Annotated in this window: 17 protein-coding genes and 2 pseudogenes; 8 read left to right on the top strand and 11 right to left on the bottom strand. The window is 41.0% G+C overall.

The genetic code is table 11. From position 1 onward, the window contains the following. Positions 1–58 precede the first annotated feature (58 nt). Complete coding sequence (locus tag ACZ8ZH_RS17900; protein ID WP_171405822.1) at positions 59–1,069, bottom strand: putative solute-binding protein; 1,011 nt, start codon at positions 1,067–1,069, stop codon at positions 59–61. A 230-nt stretch (positions 1,070–1,299) separates the two neighbouring features. Here ACZ8ZH_RS17900 and ACZ8ZH_RS17895 point away from each other — a divergent pair, with 230 nt between their 5' ends. Continuing rightward, a complete protein-coding gene (locus ACZ8ZH_RS17895; protein ID WP_110975418.1) occupies positions 1,300–3,237 on the top strand; it encodes an ATP-binding cassette domain-containing protein in 1,938 nt (645 codons plus the stop codon). 608 nt (positions 3,238–3,845) lie between these two features. Here ACZ8ZH_RS17895 and ACZ8ZH_RS17890 read toward each other — a convergent pair. From ACZ8ZH_RS17890 to dnaA, 5 genes and pseudogenes are all read right to left on the bottom strand, one after another. After that, positions 3,846–4,214 carry a hypothetical protein gene (locus tag ACZ8ZH_RS17890; RefSeq protein WP_086210886.1) on the bottom strand — a complete coding sequence of 123 codons (369 nt, stop codon included), beginning with the start codon at positions 4,212–4,214 and terminating at the stop codon, positions 3,846–3,848. A gap of 171 nt (positions 4,215–4,385) precedes the next feature. Then, complete coding sequence (gyrB, locus tag ACZ8ZH_RS17885; RefSeq protein ID WP_110975416.1) at positions 4,386–6,857, bottom strand: DNA topoisomerase (ATP-hydrolyzing) subunit B; 2,472 nt, start codon at positions 6,855–6,857, stop codon at positions 4,386–4,388. A gap of 52 nt (positions 6,858–6,909) precedes the next feature. Beyond that, positions 6,910–7,992, bottom strand: a complete 1,083-nt coding sequence (gene recF, locus ACZ8ZH_RS17880) for a DNA replication/repair protein RecF (protein WP_086210884.1) — start codon at positions 7,990–7,992, stop codon at positions 6,910–6,912. A 15-nt stretch (positions 7,993–8,007) separates the two neighbouring features. After that, positions 8,008–9,157, bottom strand: a pseudogene (gene dnaN, locus ACZ8ZH_RS17875) (DNA polymerase III subunit beta). 110 nt (positions 9,158–9,267) lie between these two features. Then, the gene (gene dnaA / locus ACZ8ZH_RS17870; protein WP_086210882.1) at positions 9,268–10,647 is read right to left on the bottom strand and encodes a chromosomal replication initiator protein DnaA; all 1,380 of its coding nucleotides are present in this window, start codon (positions 10,645–10,647) and stop codon (positions 9,268–9,270) included. A 661-nt stretch (positions 10,648–11,308) separates the two neighbouring features. Between dnaA and rpmH the strand changes: the two genes are divergently transcribed. The 5 genes from rpmH (at position 11,309) to mnmE (ending at position 15,421) form a co-directional block, all read left to right on the top strand. Next, entirely contained in the window at positions 11,309–11,443 is a 135-nt protein-coding gene (gene rpmH / locus ACZ8ZH_RS17865; RefSeq protein ID WP_000831329.1) for a 50S ribosomal protein L34, read from the top strand. Positions 11,444–11,477: 34 nt separating this feature from the next. Continuing rightward, positions 11,478–11,867: a ribonuclease P protein component gene (rnpA, locus tag ACZ8ZH_RS17860; RefSeq protein WP_086210881.1), complete on the top strand. Its 390-nt coding sequence runs from the start codon at positions 11,478–11,480 to the stop codon at positions 11,865–11,867. 9 nt (positions 11,868–11,876) lie between these two features. Then, positions 11,877–12,197 carry a membrane protein insertion efficiency factor YidD gene (gene yidD / locus ACZ8ZH_RS17855; RefSeq protein ID WP_119065034.1) on the top strand — a complete coding sequence of 107 codons (321 nt, stop codon included), beginning with the start codon at positions 11,877–11,879 and terminating at the stop codon, positions 12,195–12,197. Positions 12,198–12,202: 5 nt separating this feature from the next. After that, positions 12,203–13,966: a membrane protein insertase YidC gene (yidC, locus tag ACZ8ZH_RS17850; protein WP_119065033.1), complete on the top strand. Its 1,764-nt coding sequence runs from the start codon at positions 12,203–12,205 to the stop codon at positions 13,964–13,966. A 99-nt stretch (positions 13,967–14,065) separates the two neighbouring features. Further along, positions 14,066–15,421, top strand: a complete 1,356-nt coding sequence (mnmE, locus tag ACZ8ZH_RS17845; RefSeq protein ID WP_119065032.1) for a tRNA uridine-5-carboxymethylaminomethyl(34) synthesis GTPase MnmE — start codon at positions 14,066–14,068, stop codon at positions 15,419–15,421. A 28-nt stretch (positions 15,422–15,449) separates the two neighbouring features. Here mnmE and ACZ8ZH_RS17840 read toward each other — a convergent pair whose 3' ends face one another. Both ACZ8ZH_RS17840 and ACZ8ZH_RS17835 read right to left on the bottom strand, forming a co-directional pair. Continuing rightward, the gene (locus tag ACZ8ZH_RS17840) at positions 15,450–16,646 is read right to left on the bottom strand and encodes an MFS transporter (protein WP_470247796.1); all 1,197 of its coding nucleotides are present in this window, start codon (positions 16,644–16,646) and stop codon (positions 15,450–15,452) included. A 133-nt stretch (positions 16,647–16,779) separates the two neighbouring features. After that, positions 16,780–17,046 (bottom strand): metal/formaldehyde-sensitive transcriptional repressor, encoded by a 267-nt coding sequence (locus tag ACZ8ZH_RS17835; RefSeq protein ID WP_086210901.1) that lies wholly within the window; start codon positions 17,044–17,046, stop codon positions 16,780–16,782. Between the two features lie 57 nt (positions 17,047–17,103). Here ACZ8ZH_RS17835 and dmeF point away from each other — a divergent pair, with 57 nt between their 5' ends. After that, complete coding sequence (dmeF, locus tag ACZ8ZH_RS17830) at positions 17,104–18,090, top strand: CDF family Co(II)/Ni(II) efflux transporter DmeF (protein ID WP_470247795.1); 987 nt, start codon at positions 17,104–17,106, stop codon at positions 18,088–18,090. Positions 18,091–18,199: 109 nt separating this feature from the next. Next, positions 18,200–18,901: a DsbC family protein gene (locus ACZ8ZH_RS17825; RefSeq protein WP_086210900.1), complete on the top strand. Its 702-nt coding sequence runs from the start codon at positions 18,200–18,202 to the stop codon at positions 18,899–18,901. 50 nt (positions 18,902–18,951) lie between these two features. Here the strand turns inward: ACZ8ZH_RS17825 and ACZ8ZH_RS17820 are convergent, their stop codons facing one another. The 3 genes and pseudogenes from ACZ8ZH_RS17820 to hpt form a co-directional block, all read right to left on the bottom strand. Further along, entirely contained in the window at positions 18,952–19,203 is a 252-nt protein-coding gene (locus ACZ8ZH_RS17820; RefSeq protein WP_086210876.1) for a GlsB/YeaQ/YmgE family stress response membrane protein, read from the bottom strand. Positions 19,204–19,375: 172 nt separating this feature from the next. After that, positions 19,376–20,530 (bottom strand): annotated as a pseudogene (locus tag ACZ8ZH_RS17815) (IS4 family transposase). A 126-nt stretch (positions 20,531–20,656) separates the two neighbouring features. After that, positions 20,657–21,184, bottom strand: coding sequence for a hypoxanthine phosphoribosyltransferase (gene hpt, locus ACZ8ZH_RS17810; protein WP_086210955.1), 528 nt, complete (start codon positions 21,182–21,184; stop codon positions 20,657–20,659). Positions 21,185–21,267: the final 83 nt, after the last annotated feature.

Raw genomic sequence — 21,267 nt, 5'->3', positions numbered from 1 at the left:
GTATCATCCGCTTTACATGAATAATGCTTAATATTACAAAGAAATACAGCTTTTCGCCTTATTCACCACCCAATGAACATTCAAAGTTGGTGCGTTCAACCGTACAACGGGCTTTTTTCAGCACGCGCATCATGCCTGGGTCATATACTCCTTGTTTGGTTAAATCAATGCGCCCTTCGCGTAGCATACGCTGATATTTTTCTTTATCTTCTTTACTCAGTTGCATTTTGATTTTGCTTGGAATGGCCGCTTCTAGTCGCTGCACCATGGCAAAGGATTGCGGGATTTTTTGTAAAAACCATTGTCGCGATTGCTCGCCAAATTGGGCAGGAAAACGCTCGGGTCTGACAATTAAATCTGCAGTGACATTGACCACGGGAAAGTTAAGCATAGCCCCTTTAGAGCCTAGACCTTTTTCAATTTCTAAGGGTTTATACGCATAAGCAGGTGCAGCAACCACATCCACTTCACCTGTATTAAACTTTTTTATAAAGTTGGAAATATCCGACATCACAGGAACAGCGCCTACCCGCTCTACCATCACCCGTTGTGCACGGTCATAATGCAGGATGGCAAATTTTTTACCTTGTGCTTTCTCAATAGTATTCAAATTTCGGTCTTTGACAAAAATATAAGCTGAACCAATTAAGCCAATGCCTGCCACTTCATAGTTTTCACCTTGCAACGTGGTGGTCATGCGCTTGGTATTACGAGGATCGAGTACATATTCCACAGCCTTTTGTGCAATTTTATTGCTCGGCACTCCGCCTAAGGCATCAATTGAACCTGCGAACTTGTTATACGTTCGCGCGCGCATCGAAGTCATATACACCGCATCACATTTGTCATTTTGAAAGGCTTTATCGGCCAAGTCTTCGTCCTGAAACGAAATCAACTGTACCTGTGCGCCCCATTTTTTACTGACCAAAGCCCATTCTTCTAAGAATTTATAAGATTCACCTGCTTTACCCAGTAAGTCAAAGACACAGACTTGTTGCTTCGCCTGTACCATACTGGAGAAAGCGCACAGTGCGAGTGTCGATAAAATAAAAATTCCTTTTCTTTTCATTATTATCCCTTCATGTTTTTTGTTTTACTGGGGAAATATATCTGTGTGCTATTTCTCAATATAGGTCAAAAAAGGTCAACTTTTAGCTTTCCGACCAAAGGTCAAAGGGTTTCATCCTCCCCTTAAAAGTAACTATTCAAGATTTCAGTTCAGATAAATTTTGAATGTTTAGTCTTTTGCTGACGCATCCATTAGAATAGGCGCACCTTTTTCTGATATTTGATAGTTCCATGATTCAGCTTGATCAAGTTTCATTGCGCCGTGGTGGACGAGTGTTATTTCAAAAAGCCTCCATGCAAATCCATCCGGGTTGGAAAGTTGGTCTCACCGGTGTCAATGGTGCTGGAAAATCAACTCTGTTTGCTGCGCTCTTAGGCTCAATCGGTCCTGATGATGGCACCCTGAGCCGTCCTGCTGTATGGACAGTGGCGCACATGGCGCAGGAAGTAAAAGCCTTAGATATGGCTGCAATTGATTTCGTCCTGACCGGTGATGAAGAATATTGGAACATTCAACAACAGCTCAACCATCCTGAGCAGTTAACTGACACTGAACTGGCTGATTTACATGGCCGATTCGACGAAATTAACGGTTATTCTGCACCCGCTAAAGCCGCTCAGCTTATGGCGGGTCTGGGTTTTATGGAACATCAAAACCAACTTTTGGTTTCGAGTTTCTCTGGTGGATGGCGGATGCGTTTAAACTTAGCACGTACTCTGATGAGCCGTTCGGATTTATTATTACTGGATGAACCGACCAACCACTTAGATCTCGATGCTATTTTATGGTTAGAAGATTGGTTAAATGCCTATACAGGTACCTTGATTTTAATTTCACATGACCGCGATTTCTTAGATGCCATTACTAACCGTATTTTGCATATCGAAAATCAAGAACTTACCCTCTATAGCGGTAACTATTCTACCTTTGAAACCACTCGTGCAGAACGTTTGGCACAACAACAACAAGCCTATGAAAAGCAGCTCGAAACACGGGCACATATTCAAAAATATATTGATCGCTTTAAAGCTCAAGCCACTAAAGCGCGTCAAGCACAAAGCCGAATTAAACAACTGGAACGGATGCAGCTGCTTGCTCCTGCGCATGTCGATACCCCATTTACCTTTAGCTTCCGTGAACCCACCAAAATGAGTTCACCACTACTCACTCTAGAGCAGGCTGATATTGGTTATGGCGATAAGCTGATTGCCACCAATATCAACCTACAAATCACCCCAACGAGCCGGATTGGCTTATTGGGGATGAATGGTGCTGGTAAATCAACCTTAATCAAATCCTTGGTTGGTGATTTACCTTTACTCGCAGGACAACGCAAAGCTTCCGAACTGCTGAATATTGGTTATTTTGCCCAGCATCAAATGGATTCACTGGATGAATCGGCCAGCCCAATGCTGCAATTGGCACGAATTGCGGATAAAAAAATCAGTGAAGCGACCTTACGTGCCTTTTTAGGCAGTTTCGGCTTTAGTGGCGAACGGATGGATACCCCTTGCGAGAGCTTCTCAGGCGGTGAACGTGCGCGTTTGGCATTGGCGTTAATCGTGTGGTTACGCCCCAATGTTTTGATTCTAGACGAACCGACCAACCATTTAGACTTAGATATGCGCCATGCTCTGACCATGGCTTTACAAGACTATGAAGGTGCTGTGGTCTTGGTTTCGCACGAACGCCAACTGATTGCCAGTGTGTGCGATGACCTCATTTTAGTCCATGCTGGAAAATCTACCGAATTTGAAGGCGATCTACACGATTATGCCAACTGGTTACGCCAAGCGCGCCTAGAGATGATTAAACAAGGTGGACAAATAGCACCTGTAGTGTCTAAAGTCAGTGAGCAAAAAACGCTCGTTTCCAAAGTGGATAAAGAAGCGCAGCGTAAATTGGCTGCACAGCGCCGTGAACAAACGCGCCCGATTCGTAAAAATATCGAAAAATGTGAAAGCCTGCTAGCAAAGCACCAGCCACGTTTAGTCGAAATCGAAAGTTTACTTGGTGATGCTGGCCTATATGACGCTGCACGCAAAGATGAACTCATGAAATTGATGAATGAGCAAACCGAACTGAAAAACCAAGTCAGTGAAGCTGAAGAACAAATGCTAGAGCTGATGATGGAACTTGAAGAGCTCGAAAGTTCATTCGAAGACTAAAACATTCTATCTAACACAGCTACCACTGCCCGTGATGCACAAGCATCGCGGGTTTTTTTATGCTTTTTCATTTTTATCGGCGGACTTTGGCTGAATGTTTTTCAAACACTCTCCAAACGGACCTCTTTGATATAAAAATCAATCCAGTTTTCCATCAAGAAAATTATATTTTTTTAAAATAAAACATATACTTATAAAAAATAATAACTATTATTTAGATATTCTTAAAAAGTGATTTTTCGATTATTTAATTCTGCTAAATTAATAGAATATTCAATCATGTAAACTCAAATAAACTTAATTATGCGTGTCCAAAGCACAATTTTCTGTAGCAAAACATCTCGGCCACTAAACAACAGCAACATTTCAAATTATTCAAAAACAGTTTGTTTTGAATTTAAAAGGACAAGGTAAACAGGAAAGCGGTTTTTAAATTCAAAAAATATCACAACTTTTAAATTTAGATTCTTCAGATCACATCCATTGTGGATAAAATTATACATATTTTGACACCCAATATAAAGCGTATTTATATTTTATCCACAGCTTGGTGATGTTTATTTATTCGATTCTTTTAGCTAAAGTTAACCCTTTTTAGCCGTTTTTTTTTAATTTAAAACGGCTCTTTTCGCCTTTAAAAAACGTAATTCTTGTATTTTCCAGCCCCGATCAAAGATCCATGTTTCTTGGATTTGTTGGCGATTTTCAACCAAACCAATCAAAACCTGACAGCGTGTTTGGTCTCGGTTAAACTCAAATTCTTCAAATTCGACGTCGGGTTTTTGAGGTTTCCAAACCCCATTTTTCACCGCATGTGCGATCTTTTCATAGCGCGTATAGTTACTCTCTACACGATCAGCTTGTTCATAGACCACTTTAAAATGCTCATCTTCATATTGAGCTAAAACTTCATAATTACCGGTGAAAAATGCATTCACCCAAATGTCGCGTACTTGTTCTAGTTGGTTATCCATCATAATGACCTCACATTTTGCACTGTGCAAAAAGACTTGATACTTACATCATGACATCGCTATAAGTCAGTTTAATAACATTGTACATTGCTTATATTTTATTCAAAAGCATAAAAAATGCTGTAAAAAAAAGCACTCTAACGAGTGCTTTTTTCTATGTATTTTGTAAAGCATTTAAGCATCAATATCCGCATTCAGTGCATTCTCTTCAATAAATGCACGACGTGGTTCCACGTCGTCACCCATCAAACAAGAGAACATACGATCAGCCTCAATCGCATCCTCAATCGTCACTTGCAGCATGTTGCGGTTTTCAGGATCCATTGTGGTTTCCCAAAGCTGGTCCGCATTCATCTCACCCAAGCCTTTATAGCGCTGAATCATCATACCGCGACGTGAATCAGACAAAATATGCTGCCAGACTTGATGGAAGTTGGTGACTGCAATTTTACGATCACCTTTTTGCAGGTAAGCACCGTCTTCAAGCAGCGTGAACCAGCTCTTAGAGTTTTTCAGCAAGCGTGCATATTCACCTGAACCCAATAAACCCGCATCTAGTAAATAACTATGCGGTAAATTGTGTACATAGATGGTGATACGAGGCAAATAAGTCTCGATCTTTTGACCATCTGCCAGCTCTTTTTCAAACGTTTCTAAGCTCAGCTCAGGACGCAAGCTTGGCTGAATTTCTGCCACAGCGCTACGCACTTGCTCAGCCCACTGCTCGACATAAGCTCGGTCATGATTGTGATCAAGCTTAAAGCCTTCCACAGAAATCAACGCATCTAGAACACTGGCAGGATAACGAACTGTTAGACGCTGCAAGCTCTTCTGAGACGTTTGATAATCTGCAATCACATTCGCCAAAGCTTCACCACGAATTGCAGGTGCAGCTTCACTAACGTGTAATTCAAGCTCATCAATTGCGTTTGAAATTAAATAGGTTTCAAGCGCATCATTATCTTTAATATATTGCTCTTGTTTGCCTTTTTTCAGCTTGTATAACGGTGGCTGTGCAATATAGATATAACCCCGTTCCACCAGCTCAGGCATTTGACGGAAGAAGAAGGTCAACAATAGGGTACGAATATGCGAACCATCCACGTCAGCATCGGTCATGATGATGATTTTGTGATAACGCAATTTGTCCGGATTGTACTCTTCACGACCAATACCACAACCTAATGCCGTAATCAGCGTGCCCACTTCTTGAGATGAAATCATCTTGTCAAAACGCGCACGTTCCACGTTTAGGATTTTACCTTTCAACGGTAAAATCGCTTGCATCTTACGGTTACGACCTTGTTTCGCACTACCACCCGCAGAGTCACCCTCGACCAGATACAATTCAGACAATGCAGGATCTTTCTCTTGGCAATCCGCCAATTTACCAGGTAAACCAGCAATATCTAAAGCACTTTTACGACGCGTCATTTCACGCGCTTTACGTGCCGCATCACGTGCACGTGCTGCATCAATAATTTTGCCTGCAATGGCTTTTGCCGCTTGCGGGTTTTCAAGCAAATATTCAGAGAATGATTTGTTCATTGCCTGTTCAACCGCAGGTTTCACCTCACTTGAAACCAACTTTTCTTTGGTTTGTGAAGAGAACTTCGGATCAGGAACTTTCACTGAAACAATCGCAGTTAAACCTTCACGAGCATCATCCCCTGAAACGGCTACTTTCTCTTTTTTGAGTAAGTTTTCATTTTCCATGTAGCTGTTTAAGCCACGGGTTAAGGCTGCACGGAAACCTGCTAAATGCGTTCCGCCATCTTTTTGTGGAATGTTGTTGGTGAAGCAACGGACATTTTCTTGATAAGTATCATTCCACTGCAATGCCACTTCGACCCCAATGCCATTTTCCGCCTGTACGGTAAAATGAAAAATGTCATTTAGATGTGTTTTGCCTTGGTTAATATATTTCACAAACTCAGACAGACCGCCTTCGTAGTCAAACACATGTTCCGCATGAATACGCTCATCGCGCAAAACGATGCGCACGCCTGCGTTTAAGAAAGACAATTCACGTAAACGGCGTGCCAAAATATCGACATTGAAAATAGTCTGACTAAAAGTTTCAGCACTTGGCCAAAAACGTACAGTTGTTCCTGTCGTCTCGGTATCACCAATTACTGCTAAAGGATAAACAGGATCGCCATGTTTGTATTCTTGTTGGTGAATATGGCCGGCACGGTGAATCGTCAATTCTAACTTACGTGACAATGCATTCACCACAGATACACCTACACCATGTAGTCCACCTGAAACCTTGTAACTATTGTCATCAAACTTACCGCCTGCGTGCAGAATAGTGAGAATAACTTCTGCTGCAGAAACTCCTTCTTCAGGGTGAATATCGGTCGGAATACCACGGCCATTGTCCGATACACTGACAGATTCATCTTCGTGAATCGTCACCAAGATTTCATCACAGTGACCTGCAAGCGCTTCGTCGATCGCATTATCCACCACCTCAAACACCATATGGTGTAAGCCTGAACCATCATCCGTATCACCAATATACATACCTGGACGTTTACGTACTGCGTCCAATCCACGTAATACTTTGATACTAGAGGAATCATAAGCTTTTTCTGTGGTTTGTTCCGTTTGAGAAGCAGCTTGTTGATCTTCTGAACTCATGGTTTCTCCCTAGCGAAAAATAGGTCTATCCCGTGATGGGTAAAATCTAAAATCATTGTGCGACAACTTGAACTTGACCATTTTCAACACAGAATAATTGATAAGAAATAGATAAATCATGTAAGTGATTTTTGACTGATTCATACTCTAAAGTGGTAATAAAAACTTGACTACCTAGTTGGCTCAATCGCTCAATTAAACGTTGTTGTGCTGTTAAATCTAATTCTGCTGTCAGATCATCTAATAATACCACAGTTTCCTTATTACAGGCATGCAGCATTGCAATCTGTGACAGTTTTAAAGCTATGATTAACAGCTTTTTTTGTCCCCGTGAAAGCACCACGTCTGCATCACCTAGGCTTGTTTTTAAACGTAAATCTGCCTTATGCGGCCCATATTCCGTATAGCGGCGGTCAAGGTCTTTTTGATGGTGACTTTGCAGGTCATGCAGTAACCCTACATCGGTGTGAAACCCTGGACTGTATTCCAAGTCAACCTGAATATGTGGCAAAAGTTGTTTTAAATCTTGCTCAAAAAAGTCCTTCCATTGCTCCACAATACTCACTCTTTGCGAATGTAGCATTTCTCCATAATCACTGAGCATTTTGTTCCACGGTTCCAAGTCGACCAAACTTAAATTTCGTCGTGTTTTAAGTAAACTATTCCGTTGTTTTAAGGCACGCGAGTAATATTGCCATGCATGATAAAACTCTGGTTCCACGTGGAACATCAACCAATCGAGTAGCTGCCTTCTCGGCTTCGCACCATGATCAATAATATCGGTACTTTGTGGATCAATCAGTTGTAGGGGAAGAATTTTGGCTAACTGCCCTTGGGTGGCAATGTTGTCACCATTGACCTTAATCAACTGTTCACCTGACAACAGCTTTTGCATGCCAATCTTTTCTGTACTGGACTGCGCGAAAATTATGGCATCTTGGGTATCGGTTTGAATGTAGTTTTTAGGAATATGGGTACGGAAGGAGCGCCCTGTCGCCAGCAGATGGATGGCTTCCAAAATTGAGGTTTTGCCTGAACCATTTTGCCCATAAAAAACATTAAACGGTTGCAATCCATGGAGAGCAACCGTCTTTAAATTTCGAACACGTTCGATATTTAAACGCGTAATTTGCATGCGTCAACCTAAGTCTTAAACACGCATTGGCATAACAACATAAGTCTGATCTTGATGCGCAGGATCTTGAACCAAAACCGACTGATTGGCTTCGGTCATGGTCATAGACACATCATCACCATCCAATGCACCTAATACATCCAAGATATATTGTGCATTAAAAGACATTTCCATTGGTGCATTACTATATTGAATCGCCAAGTCTTCTACGGCTTCATCTTGTTCTGGGTTATTCGCACGAAGCTGTAGCGTATCGGCATCAAAATTTAAGAACACACCACGTAGTTTTTCATTACTTAAAATCGAAACACGTTGTAAAGATTGCTTAAAGACATCATGTGCAATTAAGACATTTTTATCACCACCACGTGGAATCACACGGCGATAGTCAGGGAATTTACCATCAATCAGTTTCGTCGTGAAACGAACAGTGGTTTCACCTTGTTCTTTGTCACGACTAGCAATTGAAATGGTCACATTCAACAGCTCACGACCAATCAACAATGCCAATTGCTCATCTTCAATGCTCAGTAAACGTTGTAATTCAGCTACAGCTTTACGTGGCACAATGGCTTGGATCAACTGGGTTGCATTTGAGCTGGCGACAGTTTCACACAGCGCCAAACGGTGACCATCAGTCGTGACTGCACGTAATTGATTGTTATCAATCTCAAGTAAAGTCCCTGTAAGGTAGAAACGTACAGTCTTGTACCGCCATAGCAAAAGCAGTTTTTTCAAATAAACGCTTTAATTCACGCTGCGTCACCGCTACTTGGGTGCCTTGCGTGTTTTCTGTGCTTAAAAGTGGATAATCTTCAGCTGGTAAAGTCCCGAGAACAAAACGGCTATTGCCTGACTTTAAAATACAGCGTTGATCTTCAGTAATCTGTAAGTCAATTAAGGCTGCAGTTGGCAAAGATTTACAAATATCCATCAACTTACGTGCAGGAACAGTTGTTTCACCCGCTTGTAAACATGCCCCATCAGCAAGTGTGGTACTGGCAACCAGCTCAACCTCTAAATCAGAGCCTGTAATAGTCAAAGACTCTTGATTTACTTGAACTTTGACATTTGAAAGAATGTTTAAAGTATGGCGACGTTCAACCGCTCCTACGACATGTGATAGAACATTAAGTAAGCTTTCTTTCGCGATTTTTAAACGCACGATACATTCCTCGAAATACTGAAGATAAAAGAATAAATAAAAGTGTTTTTAGCAGTGTACTATGCGGCAGAACATGCCGCATTGCAAGAACAGAATTTGAACAACCACACTTAACTTTGTAGTAAGCGCTGTAAGTTTTTATAGTCCTCATTGAAGATCGGATCTTCATCTCTCAGACTGACCACTTTTTCACAGGCATGCATCACCGTACTATGATCACGCCCACCAAAAGCCATCCCAATTTCAGGGAAACTGTCGCCCGTTAACTCACGCGCCAAACCCATCGCCAATTGGCGTGGGCGTGCATAAATACGGGTACGTTTAGGTCCAACCAACTCTTTCAGTGGAATTCTAAAGTACTCACTCACCACACGTTGAATATTTTCAGTACTGATGGTTCGTGCACGAATCGCCAAGACGTCTTTTAAAGACTCACGCACGACATCTAAGTCAATCGCTGTGCCTTTAAAGCGCGAAATGGCCACCACTTTATTCAACGCACCTTCAAGCTCACGAACATTCGCAACGACTTGTTGTGCAATAAACAAGGCACAATTTCGCGGCAGTTCGACGTCATTGCTTTCTGCTTTTTTCAGCAAAATTTCAATTCGTGTTTCAATATCTGGTGGTTCAACCCCCACCGATAAGCCCCACGAAAAACGTGAAACCAAACGAGGGTCTAATTCAGTCAATTCTTTTGGATAGCGGTCAGAAGTCAAAATAATTTGCTTAGACTCATCTAAAAGTGCGTTAAATGTATAGAAAAACTCCACTAAACTTGCCTCTTTTCCTGCAAGTAAGTGAATATCATCGACCAATAATAGATCTAAAGATCGGCAATTTTTCTTAAATTCTTCCACTTTGCCCTGTTGCAAAGAGCTGACAAAATCCTGCACAAAACTTTCAGCCGTCATATACATGACGCGCGCATTAGGCTTGGCTTGCAATAAAGCATTACCAACCGCCTGCATTAAATGCGTTTTACCCAATCCAGTCGGACCATATAAAAATAATGGATTGTGCTGAGAAGCCCCCAACTGAGTCAAAACCTTACGACATGTTTCAGCAGCCATCTGGTTTGAACGCCCCTCAACAAAAAGTGAGAAACTAAATAAAGGGTTAAGCTGACGTTTACGATTATTTTTAGCAGGACTTTCGTCTTTTTCTTTTTTAGGGCGCTGCACAGGCGTAGGTGCTGACTCTAAAGCTGCAGTTGTGGTTGCAGGTTGTTCAGCCGCAGATAAAATCGCCCCAGGTCTTGAATCGACTAAAATTTCAACCTTACGCACACGTCCTTCAGAGAGTTGTTCAACTAAAATAGTAATCAACTCAAGATGGTGTTCTTGAATGTAACGTGTCCAATAGGGATTCGGCGCATACAGACGTAATGTGTCATTTAACTCTTCTGCAACTAAAGGGCGTATCCACATCGTAAAGACATTCCCAGATAGCTCTTGTCGCAAGCGAGTTAAGCAGTCCGTCCAAAGCATGTGAAACCCCTATTCATTCCATCGATAATTAATAAAAACACGAAGCACCCACCGAAGCGGGTCGCCATTCTAACCAAGTTATCCACATCTGTCATGGGAAATTCAGTCGATATTGCTCAAAAAGACTACTTATGAAAACAAATTTAAATTCAAATGCTATTGTGGATAAGTTTATCCTCAAGCTGTGGATAGAATATAGCACAAAGTTATCCACAAACTATTATTTTTGTAAAAACAGCTTTATCCACACCATATAATTATGTTTTTTAAATAGAAAAATGCAATTTCCACAGAAAAATACAACCCTAATAGTAATAAATTTAAATTTATAAATTTGAATTTATTTATAAGAGCGCTGTTTTTTGGGGATAACTTTGCTTGAGATATGAATTTAAATTTAAAACATTGCAGTGTAATTAAATTTAAACAACTGTGGATAATTATGTGAATAATCTTGCTGATAACTTATATCACTTTAATAAACAATAATCTAGCTTGTGTATAATAAAAAATGCTGTGTATATAGAGATTTGAGCTTTTATTGCAGGGATGCATTAAAAACAAGTTAATTTTGCAAGAAAATCTGTTTTTCATTGACAGCTCAAGCAATGAACACTAAAATCGCGAACCTTCATTGAATGATCATTTTTGGAGTTTCGATATGAAACGTACATTCCAACCATCTGAATTAAAGCGTAAGCGCGTTCATGGTTTCCGTGCTCGTATGGCTACTAAAGCTGGTCGCCAAGTATTAGCTCGTCGTCGTGCAAAAGGTCGTCACAGCTTAACTGTTTAATCAATAGTTAACGCTTAAAGCGATTTTGGGTGTTATGACTACACTTTATGGCTTCAGCACAGAGGTTCGTATTCGCTGTGCTGCCGATTATAAAAGTGTCTTCGATGGTGCGCTTTTTAAAGTGCATCAACCCCATTTCTTATTTCTAGCAAAACTGACCGAACAACCTCATAGTCGTTTGGGTATTGTTGTTGCTAAAAAGAAAGTGCGTCGTGCACACGAAAGAAATAGAGTAAAACGTTTGGCTCGCGAAAGCTTTCGCTTGCATCAACAGCAATTAACTTTAGATATTGTGGTTATGCCTAAAATGGGGATAGAAACAGTGCCTAATGCAGAGTTGCACCAGCAATTACAATTTGCTTGGCAAAAATTACAACGTCTTGCCAAAAAGCATCAAAAAATAGCTCCCTCCCTGCAAAAGTAGAGATGGCCAATGGTCCAGTTACTGCATTGGTTAATTCGATTTTATCAAATTGCGATTAGTCCTTTACTTGGACCGCGTTGTCGTTATATCCCTACATGTTCTCAATATTCATTGGAAGCAGTCCATACACATGGTGCTGTGCGTGGTGTGTGGTTGGCTACTAAACGTATTTGCCGTTGTCATCCTTGGGGTGGATCGGGGTATGACCCTGTTCCAGCTAAAAGGATTCGTTTTATCTCTTTTCAGCAAATAGATTCTCAAAAGCGTCTGCTTGCTGTACCCTTTCGTGATTGTTTCTTGAACCAAAATCACTCTAACCACTTGGGGTAATAGATATGCAACAATGGGCCAGGTTTGCCATTCTCGGGGCCATGTTTGTTGTCGCTTATTTGCTTATTTTGGCTTGGCAAAAAGATTATGGACATGCGGCAACTCAGCAACAGCCTCAACAGGCTGCTGTAGTTTCGCATGAAGTATCTGCAGATTTGCCAAATGCTCAAACGGCTTCAGCAGCGTCTGATATGCCACAAGCAAATATCGCGACTCAGCAACCAGTTACAGAAGCTAAAGCATCTGTAAATCAACAGCTTATTTCAGTACAAACTGACCTTTATCATCTTTGGATTAACCCTAAAGGTGGTGATATTGTTCGTATTGAATTGTTAAACCATGACAAAAGCAAAGACAGCAATGAAGCATTTGTCATGCTGGAAAGTGATGCGAAACGTACTTATGTGGCGCAGTCTGGTTTAATTGGTCTTAATGGTCCAGACAGTAATCGTAGCGGTCGCCCAATGTATGAGATTGAAAAATCTGCTTATACATTAAACGATGCCAAAGCGGTTCAAACGGAAGATGGTAAAAGCATCAAAGTGTTAACTGTACCGATGGTACTGAAAACAGCGGATGGTGTGGAAATCATTAAAACCTTTACCTTCAAGCAAGGTGACTATCCTATTGTTGTGAACCATAAAGTGGTGAACCGCAGTGGTCAAAACTGGCAGGGTCAAATGTTTGGTCAACTCAAACGTGACAACTCTGAAGATCCAGGTAAGTCAGACCAAGGTATTTTCACATTGGGCACTTTCTTAGGTGGTGCTTGGGGTTCGCCAGATGAACATTATAACAAGCTGAAATTTGCTAACTTCAATGAAGAAAAATTGAATGTTGAAGCGAAAGGTGGCTGGGTTGCTATGGTTCAGCACTATTTCGTCAGTGCTTGGATTCCAGGTGACTTAAAGCTTACGCAAGGTAACGGTCAACCGTATGTTGCAAAATTAGAATCGCGTAAGTCGACTGATGATATGAATATCATTGGTTTTACTTCACCAACAATTACTGTGCCTGCAGGAACAGTGGCTGAGATTGATGCGACTTTCTATTCAGGCCCTAAAGTTCAATCTGAGCTAAAAGAATTAGCAACAGGTTTGAACCAAACTGTTGATTATGGTTGGTTATGGCCAATTGCGAAATTGTTGTTCTTGGGTCTTGAGTTCTTCCACGGTTTAGTGGGTAACTGGGGCTGGGCAATTATTCTGTTAACGGTCTTGGTGAAACTGATTCTGTGGCCATTGTCGTCTAAGAGCTATCGCTCAATGGCGAAAATGCGTGTTATTGCACCTGAAATGCAACGTATGAAAGAAGAGTTCGGTGAAGACCGTATGCGCTTCTCTCAAGAAATGATGGCACTGTATAAACGAGAACAAGTCAATCCGCTTGCTGGTTGTTTGCCATTGTTATTACAAATGCCAATCTTCCTTGCATTGTACTGGGTATTGATGGAGTCTGTTGAACTTCGTCATGCACCATGGTTACTTTGGATTCAAGATTTGTCAGCAATGGATCCGTGGTTTATTTTACCGCTGTTGATGGGCGCAACCATGTTCATTCAGCAGTCTTTAAATCCACAGCCTGCAGACCCGATGCAAGCCAAAGTATTCCGCATCATGCCGATTGTTTTTACAGTCTTTATGCTGTTCTTCCCTTCGGGCTTGGTGTTGTACTGGATTGTCAACAACAGTATCACGATCATTCAACAAACGTTGATCAACAAATCTGTTGAAAAAGATCGCTTGAATAAGGAAAGTGCGTCGAGCTAATCGAGGCAACTTTTCGCGAAAAGCTGAATAAATCCGCTTAAGATGGTAATCTTAGGCGGATTTTTCTTTGCGCGTTTTTAAGATTTTTAGGTGAATGTTATGTACAACCGAACTACGATTGCTGCCATTGCAACACCACCTGGGCGTGGTGGTGTCGGGGTCATTCGCCTATCTGGTCCTAAATCGTACGAGATTGCACAAGCCTTGACTCAAAAGGACTTACCGAAAGCGCGTTTTGCAGGTTTTCGCCAGTTTTATGATGCATCTGGTGAAGTGATGGATGAAGGCTTAGCGATTTGTTTTCCGAACCCGAATTCGTTCACTGGTGAAGATGTGGTTGAGTTGCAAGGGCATGGTGGCCCTGTGATTCAAAATGCTTTACTGGGACGTTTGTTGGAGCTTGGTGCAATTGCTGCAAAAGCCGGTGAGTTTTCCATGCGTGCTTTTGAAAATGGCAAACTGGATTTGGTACAGGCGGAAGCGATCGCTGACTTGATTGATGCGACATCACAAGCGGCTGCACGTTCTGCAGTACGTTCATTACAAGGCGCATTTTCAACTAAAGTAAATCGCGTGCTGGAGCAATTGATTCATCTACGTTTGCATGTGGAAGCTGCAATTGATTTTCCTGAAGAAGAAATTGATTTTCTTGCGGACGGGAAAATTTTAAATCTTTTAGATGGTGTTACGGCTGCCGTGAACCAAGTACAACAGTCAGCGCGTCAGGGACAGTTGTTGCGTGAAGGTTTACAAGTAGTCATTGCAGGGAAACCGAATGCGGGTAAGTCATCACTACTCAATGCTTTAGCGGGCATTGAACGGGCCATTGTGACGGATATTGCAGGTACGACGCGGGATGTCTTACATGAAAAAATTACCCTGAATGGTTTACCTATAACACTAACCGATACCGCGGGTTTGCGTGAAACAGGTGATATTGTAGAAAAAGAAGGGATCCGCCGTGCCATTAAAGAAATTGAGCAAGCCGATCTGTTACTTTTGGTTTATGACTTAAGTCAAGGTGAAGACCCACTCAAACTGGCGCAAGCATATTTTGCTGAGCATATTGAACCGAAACGTTTAATGCTGATTGGCAATAAGTGTGATTTGATGGAAACAACATCACATATCGAAGATTTTAACGGCTTCCGTCATATTATGGTTTCGGCCAAGCAAGAAACTGGCGTTCAAGCGCTCATAGAAGCGATTACAGCGCATGCAGGCTTCCAGCCAGAAGAAGATACCTTTATTGCGCGTACACGCCATTTAGACGCAATGAAACGCACTCAGCTTTATCTTGCTGAAGCCCGTGAACAATTGGTGGTGTATAACGCAGGTGAGTTAGTCGCAGAGTCGCTCCGTTTGGCACAAAATGCCCTCGGTGAAATTACAGGGGACTTTAGTGCGGATGATTTACTTGGGAAAATTTTTGGATCGTTCTGTATTGGAAAATAACACTGCTATTGATGAAAAAACCCTCTGATTAGGGCTTTTTCATATTTAAAGTTAGAGGTGTACTGCTCTGATGTGAAAACCACAGATAAAAACACAATATACCAATAGCAATACAAAAGCTGATCACTGCGAAACTTAAGCCAAAGTGATCTGCTAGATAGCCCACAGCTACAATGGGCACAATCGTGCCCAAATAACCGATAAAAAGATAGGTTGACATTACAGCCGCTCGGTTTTCTGTGGTGGTCATGGCATAAATCAGACCAAAAGCACCAATCAAAGTTAAACCGTGCCCAATTCCCACTAAAAAATCGCTGATAAAGAAAAATATACTCAGTTGAAACAGCATACACAAAGCTAAAATGCCTAGGCTTAGGATCAAGGTGATTAAGCCATAGTTGAGACACTGATTAGCAGGTATGGCTCTGGCAAAATACTGCACCACGGCAGAGATAATCAAAATACTGGTAATGGCTGAGCCACTGACGAGTGGGCCATGCCACGGCAGAATATCACTGACAAATGACGGAGATAAAGAAGCAAATAAGCTAAATGCAGCAAAGGCACTAAATGCGGTAAATCCAACAATCAAAAACAACTGATGATATTGTACTTCTGGTCGGAGTAGTTTCGGAGAAAGACTAAAGGGCTGTACTGTAAACGTGGGAGATTGAACCCAAAATAAGCCAAAGAAACACACTACAGCACCAAGAATAACGGGGAGATAAGGGCTGACCAAAGGGTATTCTGAAAATTGAGCAATCAGGCCACCAATCAGCGGGCCTAAGCCAAAACCTACTGCGGTAATCATCGAACTCAGTTGTGGCGCAATTTGTTGATGACTTTTCGGTACGGTATACATTAGTCCCAATAAAGCTGAAGTGGTCATCAAACCAGACGCAATACCAATAATAAAGCGCCCCAAAGACAGGATTAGAGCATTAGAAGCATAGACAGAAATCACCAATCCCACGGTGATAAATACCAACCCCACTTGTAAGGTACGTAGATAGCCGATGCTATTACTGGTCCGTCCAAGAAAGAGTAATGTGGCAAGACAGCCGAACATATATGCCACAAAAATATAGGTGATTTGGCTCGGCAGTAAATGCCATAAGGCTTGGTATAGAGGGTAAAGCGGACTGGCCAAAGCTGTCCCCATTGTTCCCATCATTAAAGCAAGGCTAACCATGCAAAATGGACGCCAAGATGTGGTTGTTGTCATGCAAATGCCATGAGGCTCTCTGTCAAAACAAGTGATCTGTTTAAACAGTGAGAAGAAAATGATAGAGAGCAACAGTGTATCGGCTTGAGGAAAAAATGGTCAACTAAAAACTTGAAAAAGAACGCAATAAAACTTAGCCGTAACGTTTCAGCAGTTTTAAGAACTCAGCTAACTCTTCTTCATTGACCTGTTCTGCATGTGCTAAAACATGATGGCGTAAGTGGGCTTCAACGAGTTCATTCATTAGCCCATTGACTGCACCTTTTATGGCAGCAACTTGTTGTAAAACGTCGATACAACTGGCTTCTGGATGCGCAATGGAGTGCTCAACAGCGTTCACTTGCCCTTGTAAACGTTTTACGCGGTTTAAAATTTTTTTATCTTTATGCAAATGACTCAACACATTGCTCCAAAAAATAAATATACTGTATGGGAGTATATTGGTGAATGATTTTAAATGCAAAATAGCCCATCACGTCAGCACACGCATCATTTTGATGAAGGTAATCCACTGGCCCAAAAACGGATATTAATCGCGACCATTTTAACGGCAGTCATGATGTTATTAGAAGTGATTGGTGGATGGATTTTCCAATCAATGGCTTTACTGGCAGATGGTTGGCATATGAGTTCACATATGCTGGCACTGGGTTTGGCGTATTTTGCCTATCGTGCTGCACGGCATTATGCCCATGATCAACGCTTTAGTTTCGGCACATGGAAAATTGAAATCCTTGCTGGTTATAGTAGTGCAATTTTGTTGATGGTGGTGGCGGGTTTTATGGCTTTTCATTCAGTTGAACGCCTATTTTCTCCTGTACAAATTCATTATAACGAAGCAATTCCAATTGCGATTTTAGGCTTATTGGTTAATTTAATCTGTGCATGGTTGCTGCACGATGGCGACCATCACCATCACCATCACCATCACCATCACCATCACCATCACCATCACGCTCATGATCATGCAGCAGAAGTACATGCCCATCATCATGATTTAAATCAGAAAGCTGCATTTATGCATGTGGTGGCAGATGCTGTGACGTCTATTTTTGCTATTATTGCTTTGATTTTTGGTAAGTATTTTGGTTGGGATTTTCTTGACGCTGCCCTTGGGATTGTGGGGTCAATATTGGTGGCAAAATGGGCATGGAGCTTAATGCAAGAAACGGGAAAAACCTTGTTAGATGCTGAAATGGACCATCATGTGGTGGAAGAAATTCGCGAGGTAGTGGCAGAACTACCACATACGACTTTGACCGATTTACATGTTTGGAAAGTAGGTAAAGGCAAGTTTTCCTGCATTTTGGCTTTAGAAACGACATTGGACTTAAGTGCAGATCAGGTGCGTGAGATGCTGTCGATTCATGAGGAAATTGTTCATGTTTCAGTCGAGATCAACTCTATTTTATTTGATGTTCCACGTGAAACTTTGGTCGGTTGATCGTTCTGTCATGTTGGGTTTCGGTAAAGCATAAGAAAAAATGATTCAATGCTTGAATAATACACTCTACACTAGCGCCGTGGTTCTCCGATTGAAAGAGCAAAAAGTGATGATAAAAAAACTGGGTTTGGCACTACTTACAAGTGCAATTGCAAGTATGAGTATGGCCAGTGTAGAAAGTGTTCAAGCCAACTTAAAAAAGAATTATCCAAATATTAATGTTCAAAATATTCAAAAAACAGAAATGTCGGGCATTTATAGCGGATCTTTAGATGGCGAAATTGTGTATTTAGGTGAAGCGGCTGAGCATGTAATTGCAGGTTCAATGGTGCGCTTAAAAGATCAGAAAAATTTAAGTGCAGCTTTATATGTGCAACAAAATTCGCTCGATTGGAATAAGCTGCCGTTAAAAGATGCCATTAAAATGGTTAAAGGCAATGGGAAACGCCAATTGGCTGTTTTTTCAGACCCGAACTGTCCTTACTGTAAGCAGTTAGAGGCTGAGTTGAATAAGCTGAATGATGTGACCATCTACACTTTTATTTACCCCATCAAGGCACAATCAGTTGCACCATCGAAGCAAGTATTTTGTGAAGCAGACCCTGCCCTTGCGTGGAAAAATTTGATTGCGAAAGGAACTCAGCCGACATCGAAAAAACCGTGTACTAATCCAATTGAACGTAACTTACAATTGGGACAGAGTTTAGGCTTACAAGGAACGCCTGTGGTTATTTTCTCAAATGGTTTTAAAGTGAATGGCGCTGTGCCTTCAACCACCATTGAAAATATGTGGCGTGAACTGGGCTTATAATAGTCCAAATATAAAAAGCACCTGCAAAGGTGCTTTTTTTAATGGATGTTTTAGGCTTTTTTGGTGACCATGTTATAGATGAATAAAATAATGATGGCCCCAATAACTGAAGCAATAAAGCCTGCTGCCGAGCCTTCACTATAGAGACCAAGTAAACGACCGCCATAGGTAGCTAAGAGTGAACCTGCAATCCCCAGTAACGTGGTAACAATGAAGCCTGCTTTATCATCACCAGGATGAATGGCACGCGCGATGAGACCTGCAATAAAACCTACGACAATAGCAACAATAAGTGACCACATGAGCCAACTCCTTTTTTTATCATGTCTTTGTTTTTAAATCATGTGCAAAAATATCATCGGGTATAATGCGACTATGCAGTAGAGTGAATCTGCTAAAAACTGTATGTTTTATGTACTTATGTGATAGTGAAAATAAAAAAAGTGGCCTTCGGCCACTGCTGTCCCATAAATATTACAAGAAGAACCTCAACTGAGGTTCTTCTTGCTTATTCCACTTCTTATCAGGAAGAAATAGTGCTTTTAAGAGCTTCCTTTCAAATAAATTCACCTGAATAATTCTTAATAATCTTTGAACACTCCATCCTTCATGTGCCATATGTTTCGCAAAACTCACCAGTAAATACGCGATTAGTGCAATCCATATTTGTGTTTGGATCGCATTGCGACTTCGACTAAGAAACGATTTCAATTTTAGGTTTTGCTTGATCGCTTTAAAAAATAGTTCCACTTTCCAACGATCTTTATAAATTGCAGCAATGGTTGATGCAGCGAGATGAAAATTGTTGCTTAGGAATTCAAATGTCCTTTTCTTTTCAGTATCATAAAACTCTATACGTCTTAATCGCTTAGGTGCACCACGCTTTTTAGCATAATCACTACTCAACTCAATATATTCATCCGCAAGAATCCCCTTACTGACTAACACATCTTGTTTTGATTTCACCTCATAAACTGTCTTTGGTCTCAGCCTAGTGACAAAGCTGACTTTTTGGTTGGTCATTTCTGCAAACCACTGATAATCAACATACCCTTTATCAAATACAATGATACTTCCAGGTGGGAATTTGAGTCGTCGACCTTGTACCATGTCATTTTCAATACCATCACCAAGCGCAACAAATTCAGGAATGGTGTTGCTATGATTTAACCCAACTGTAAGTTTTATACTGGCTTTGGACTCATGTACTTTTGCCCATTCACACAATGACAGTGAAAGATCAATATGACTCGCATCAAGTGAATATAATGGATTTTAAAATCGAAATTTATGAGCAATCTTGGAATTCTCACAATGTTGAAGTAATTGGATAAACAATTGTTGATACAAGCTAGCTGGTTGCTCTTCATTGATTCTTGCTAGCGTACTTCGTGCAATTCTTTTGGCACCAAGGTGATAAAGCTTTTCCTGTTGTGATTCGAGATTAGATTCAATATCCCTAAAGCTTTGACGACATGATAATTGAGACATCAAAATAGCAATAAATTGATCCCATCGTGTTGCAGATCTTAATTTTTGTCCTTGATGGTATTGTTTCGCAAGACGTTCAAAATCTTGTCTTAAAATGGGTTTGAGTAATTGATGAAATACAGTATTCTGATGTGACAAAACCTGAATCCTTGTAGTTGAAGTGTTTGTTCGCACTTATATTTTAACTACTTTGGACTCAGGTTTTTTATTTAAGTCTAACTATGGGACAGCAGTGGCCTTCGGCCACTTTTTTCTCGATAGGTCTTAAAGACCAATTTCACCAATAAAGGGCAAATGACGGTACTTTTGGTCGTAGTCTAGGCCATAACCAACGATGAATTTATCTTCAACGTCAAAACCTAAAAACTTCACATCGAGTTCAATTTCACGGCGTGAAGGCTTACTGACTAAGGTGCATAGCTCAATTGAGTTTGGAGAACGTGTTTCTAAAATTTCTAATACTTTGCTCAAAGTGTTGCCTGAGTCGATGATATCTTCAATCACTAAGACATCTTTACCGCGAATTTCACCATCTAGGTCTTTTAAAATTCTTACATCACGTGAAGATATCGTACCGCCGCCATAACTCGATACCGTCATGAAATCGAGTTCATGTGGTTTTGAAATGCTACGACATAAGTCTGCCATGAAAATGACTGAACCACGTAATAAACCAATCAGTACGAGTTCCTTATCACTGTTTGCATAATGCGCATCAATTTGTGCACCAAGCTCTTTTACTTTCGCTTGAATCTCTTCAGTAGAAATCATTACGCTCATTTGAACGGTCATGGGTAGATACCTAAAAATTAAAAAAAATCAAAAATAAAAAAGGCGTTGACCTGCAACACCTCTATATATGCATTAATTTTAAT

It is taken from the genome of Acinetobacter sp. SW-226, from assembly GCF_055632855.1.
Note: the sequence above shows the minus strand (reverse complement) of the source record. Positions and strands in the feature narration are given on the sequence as shown.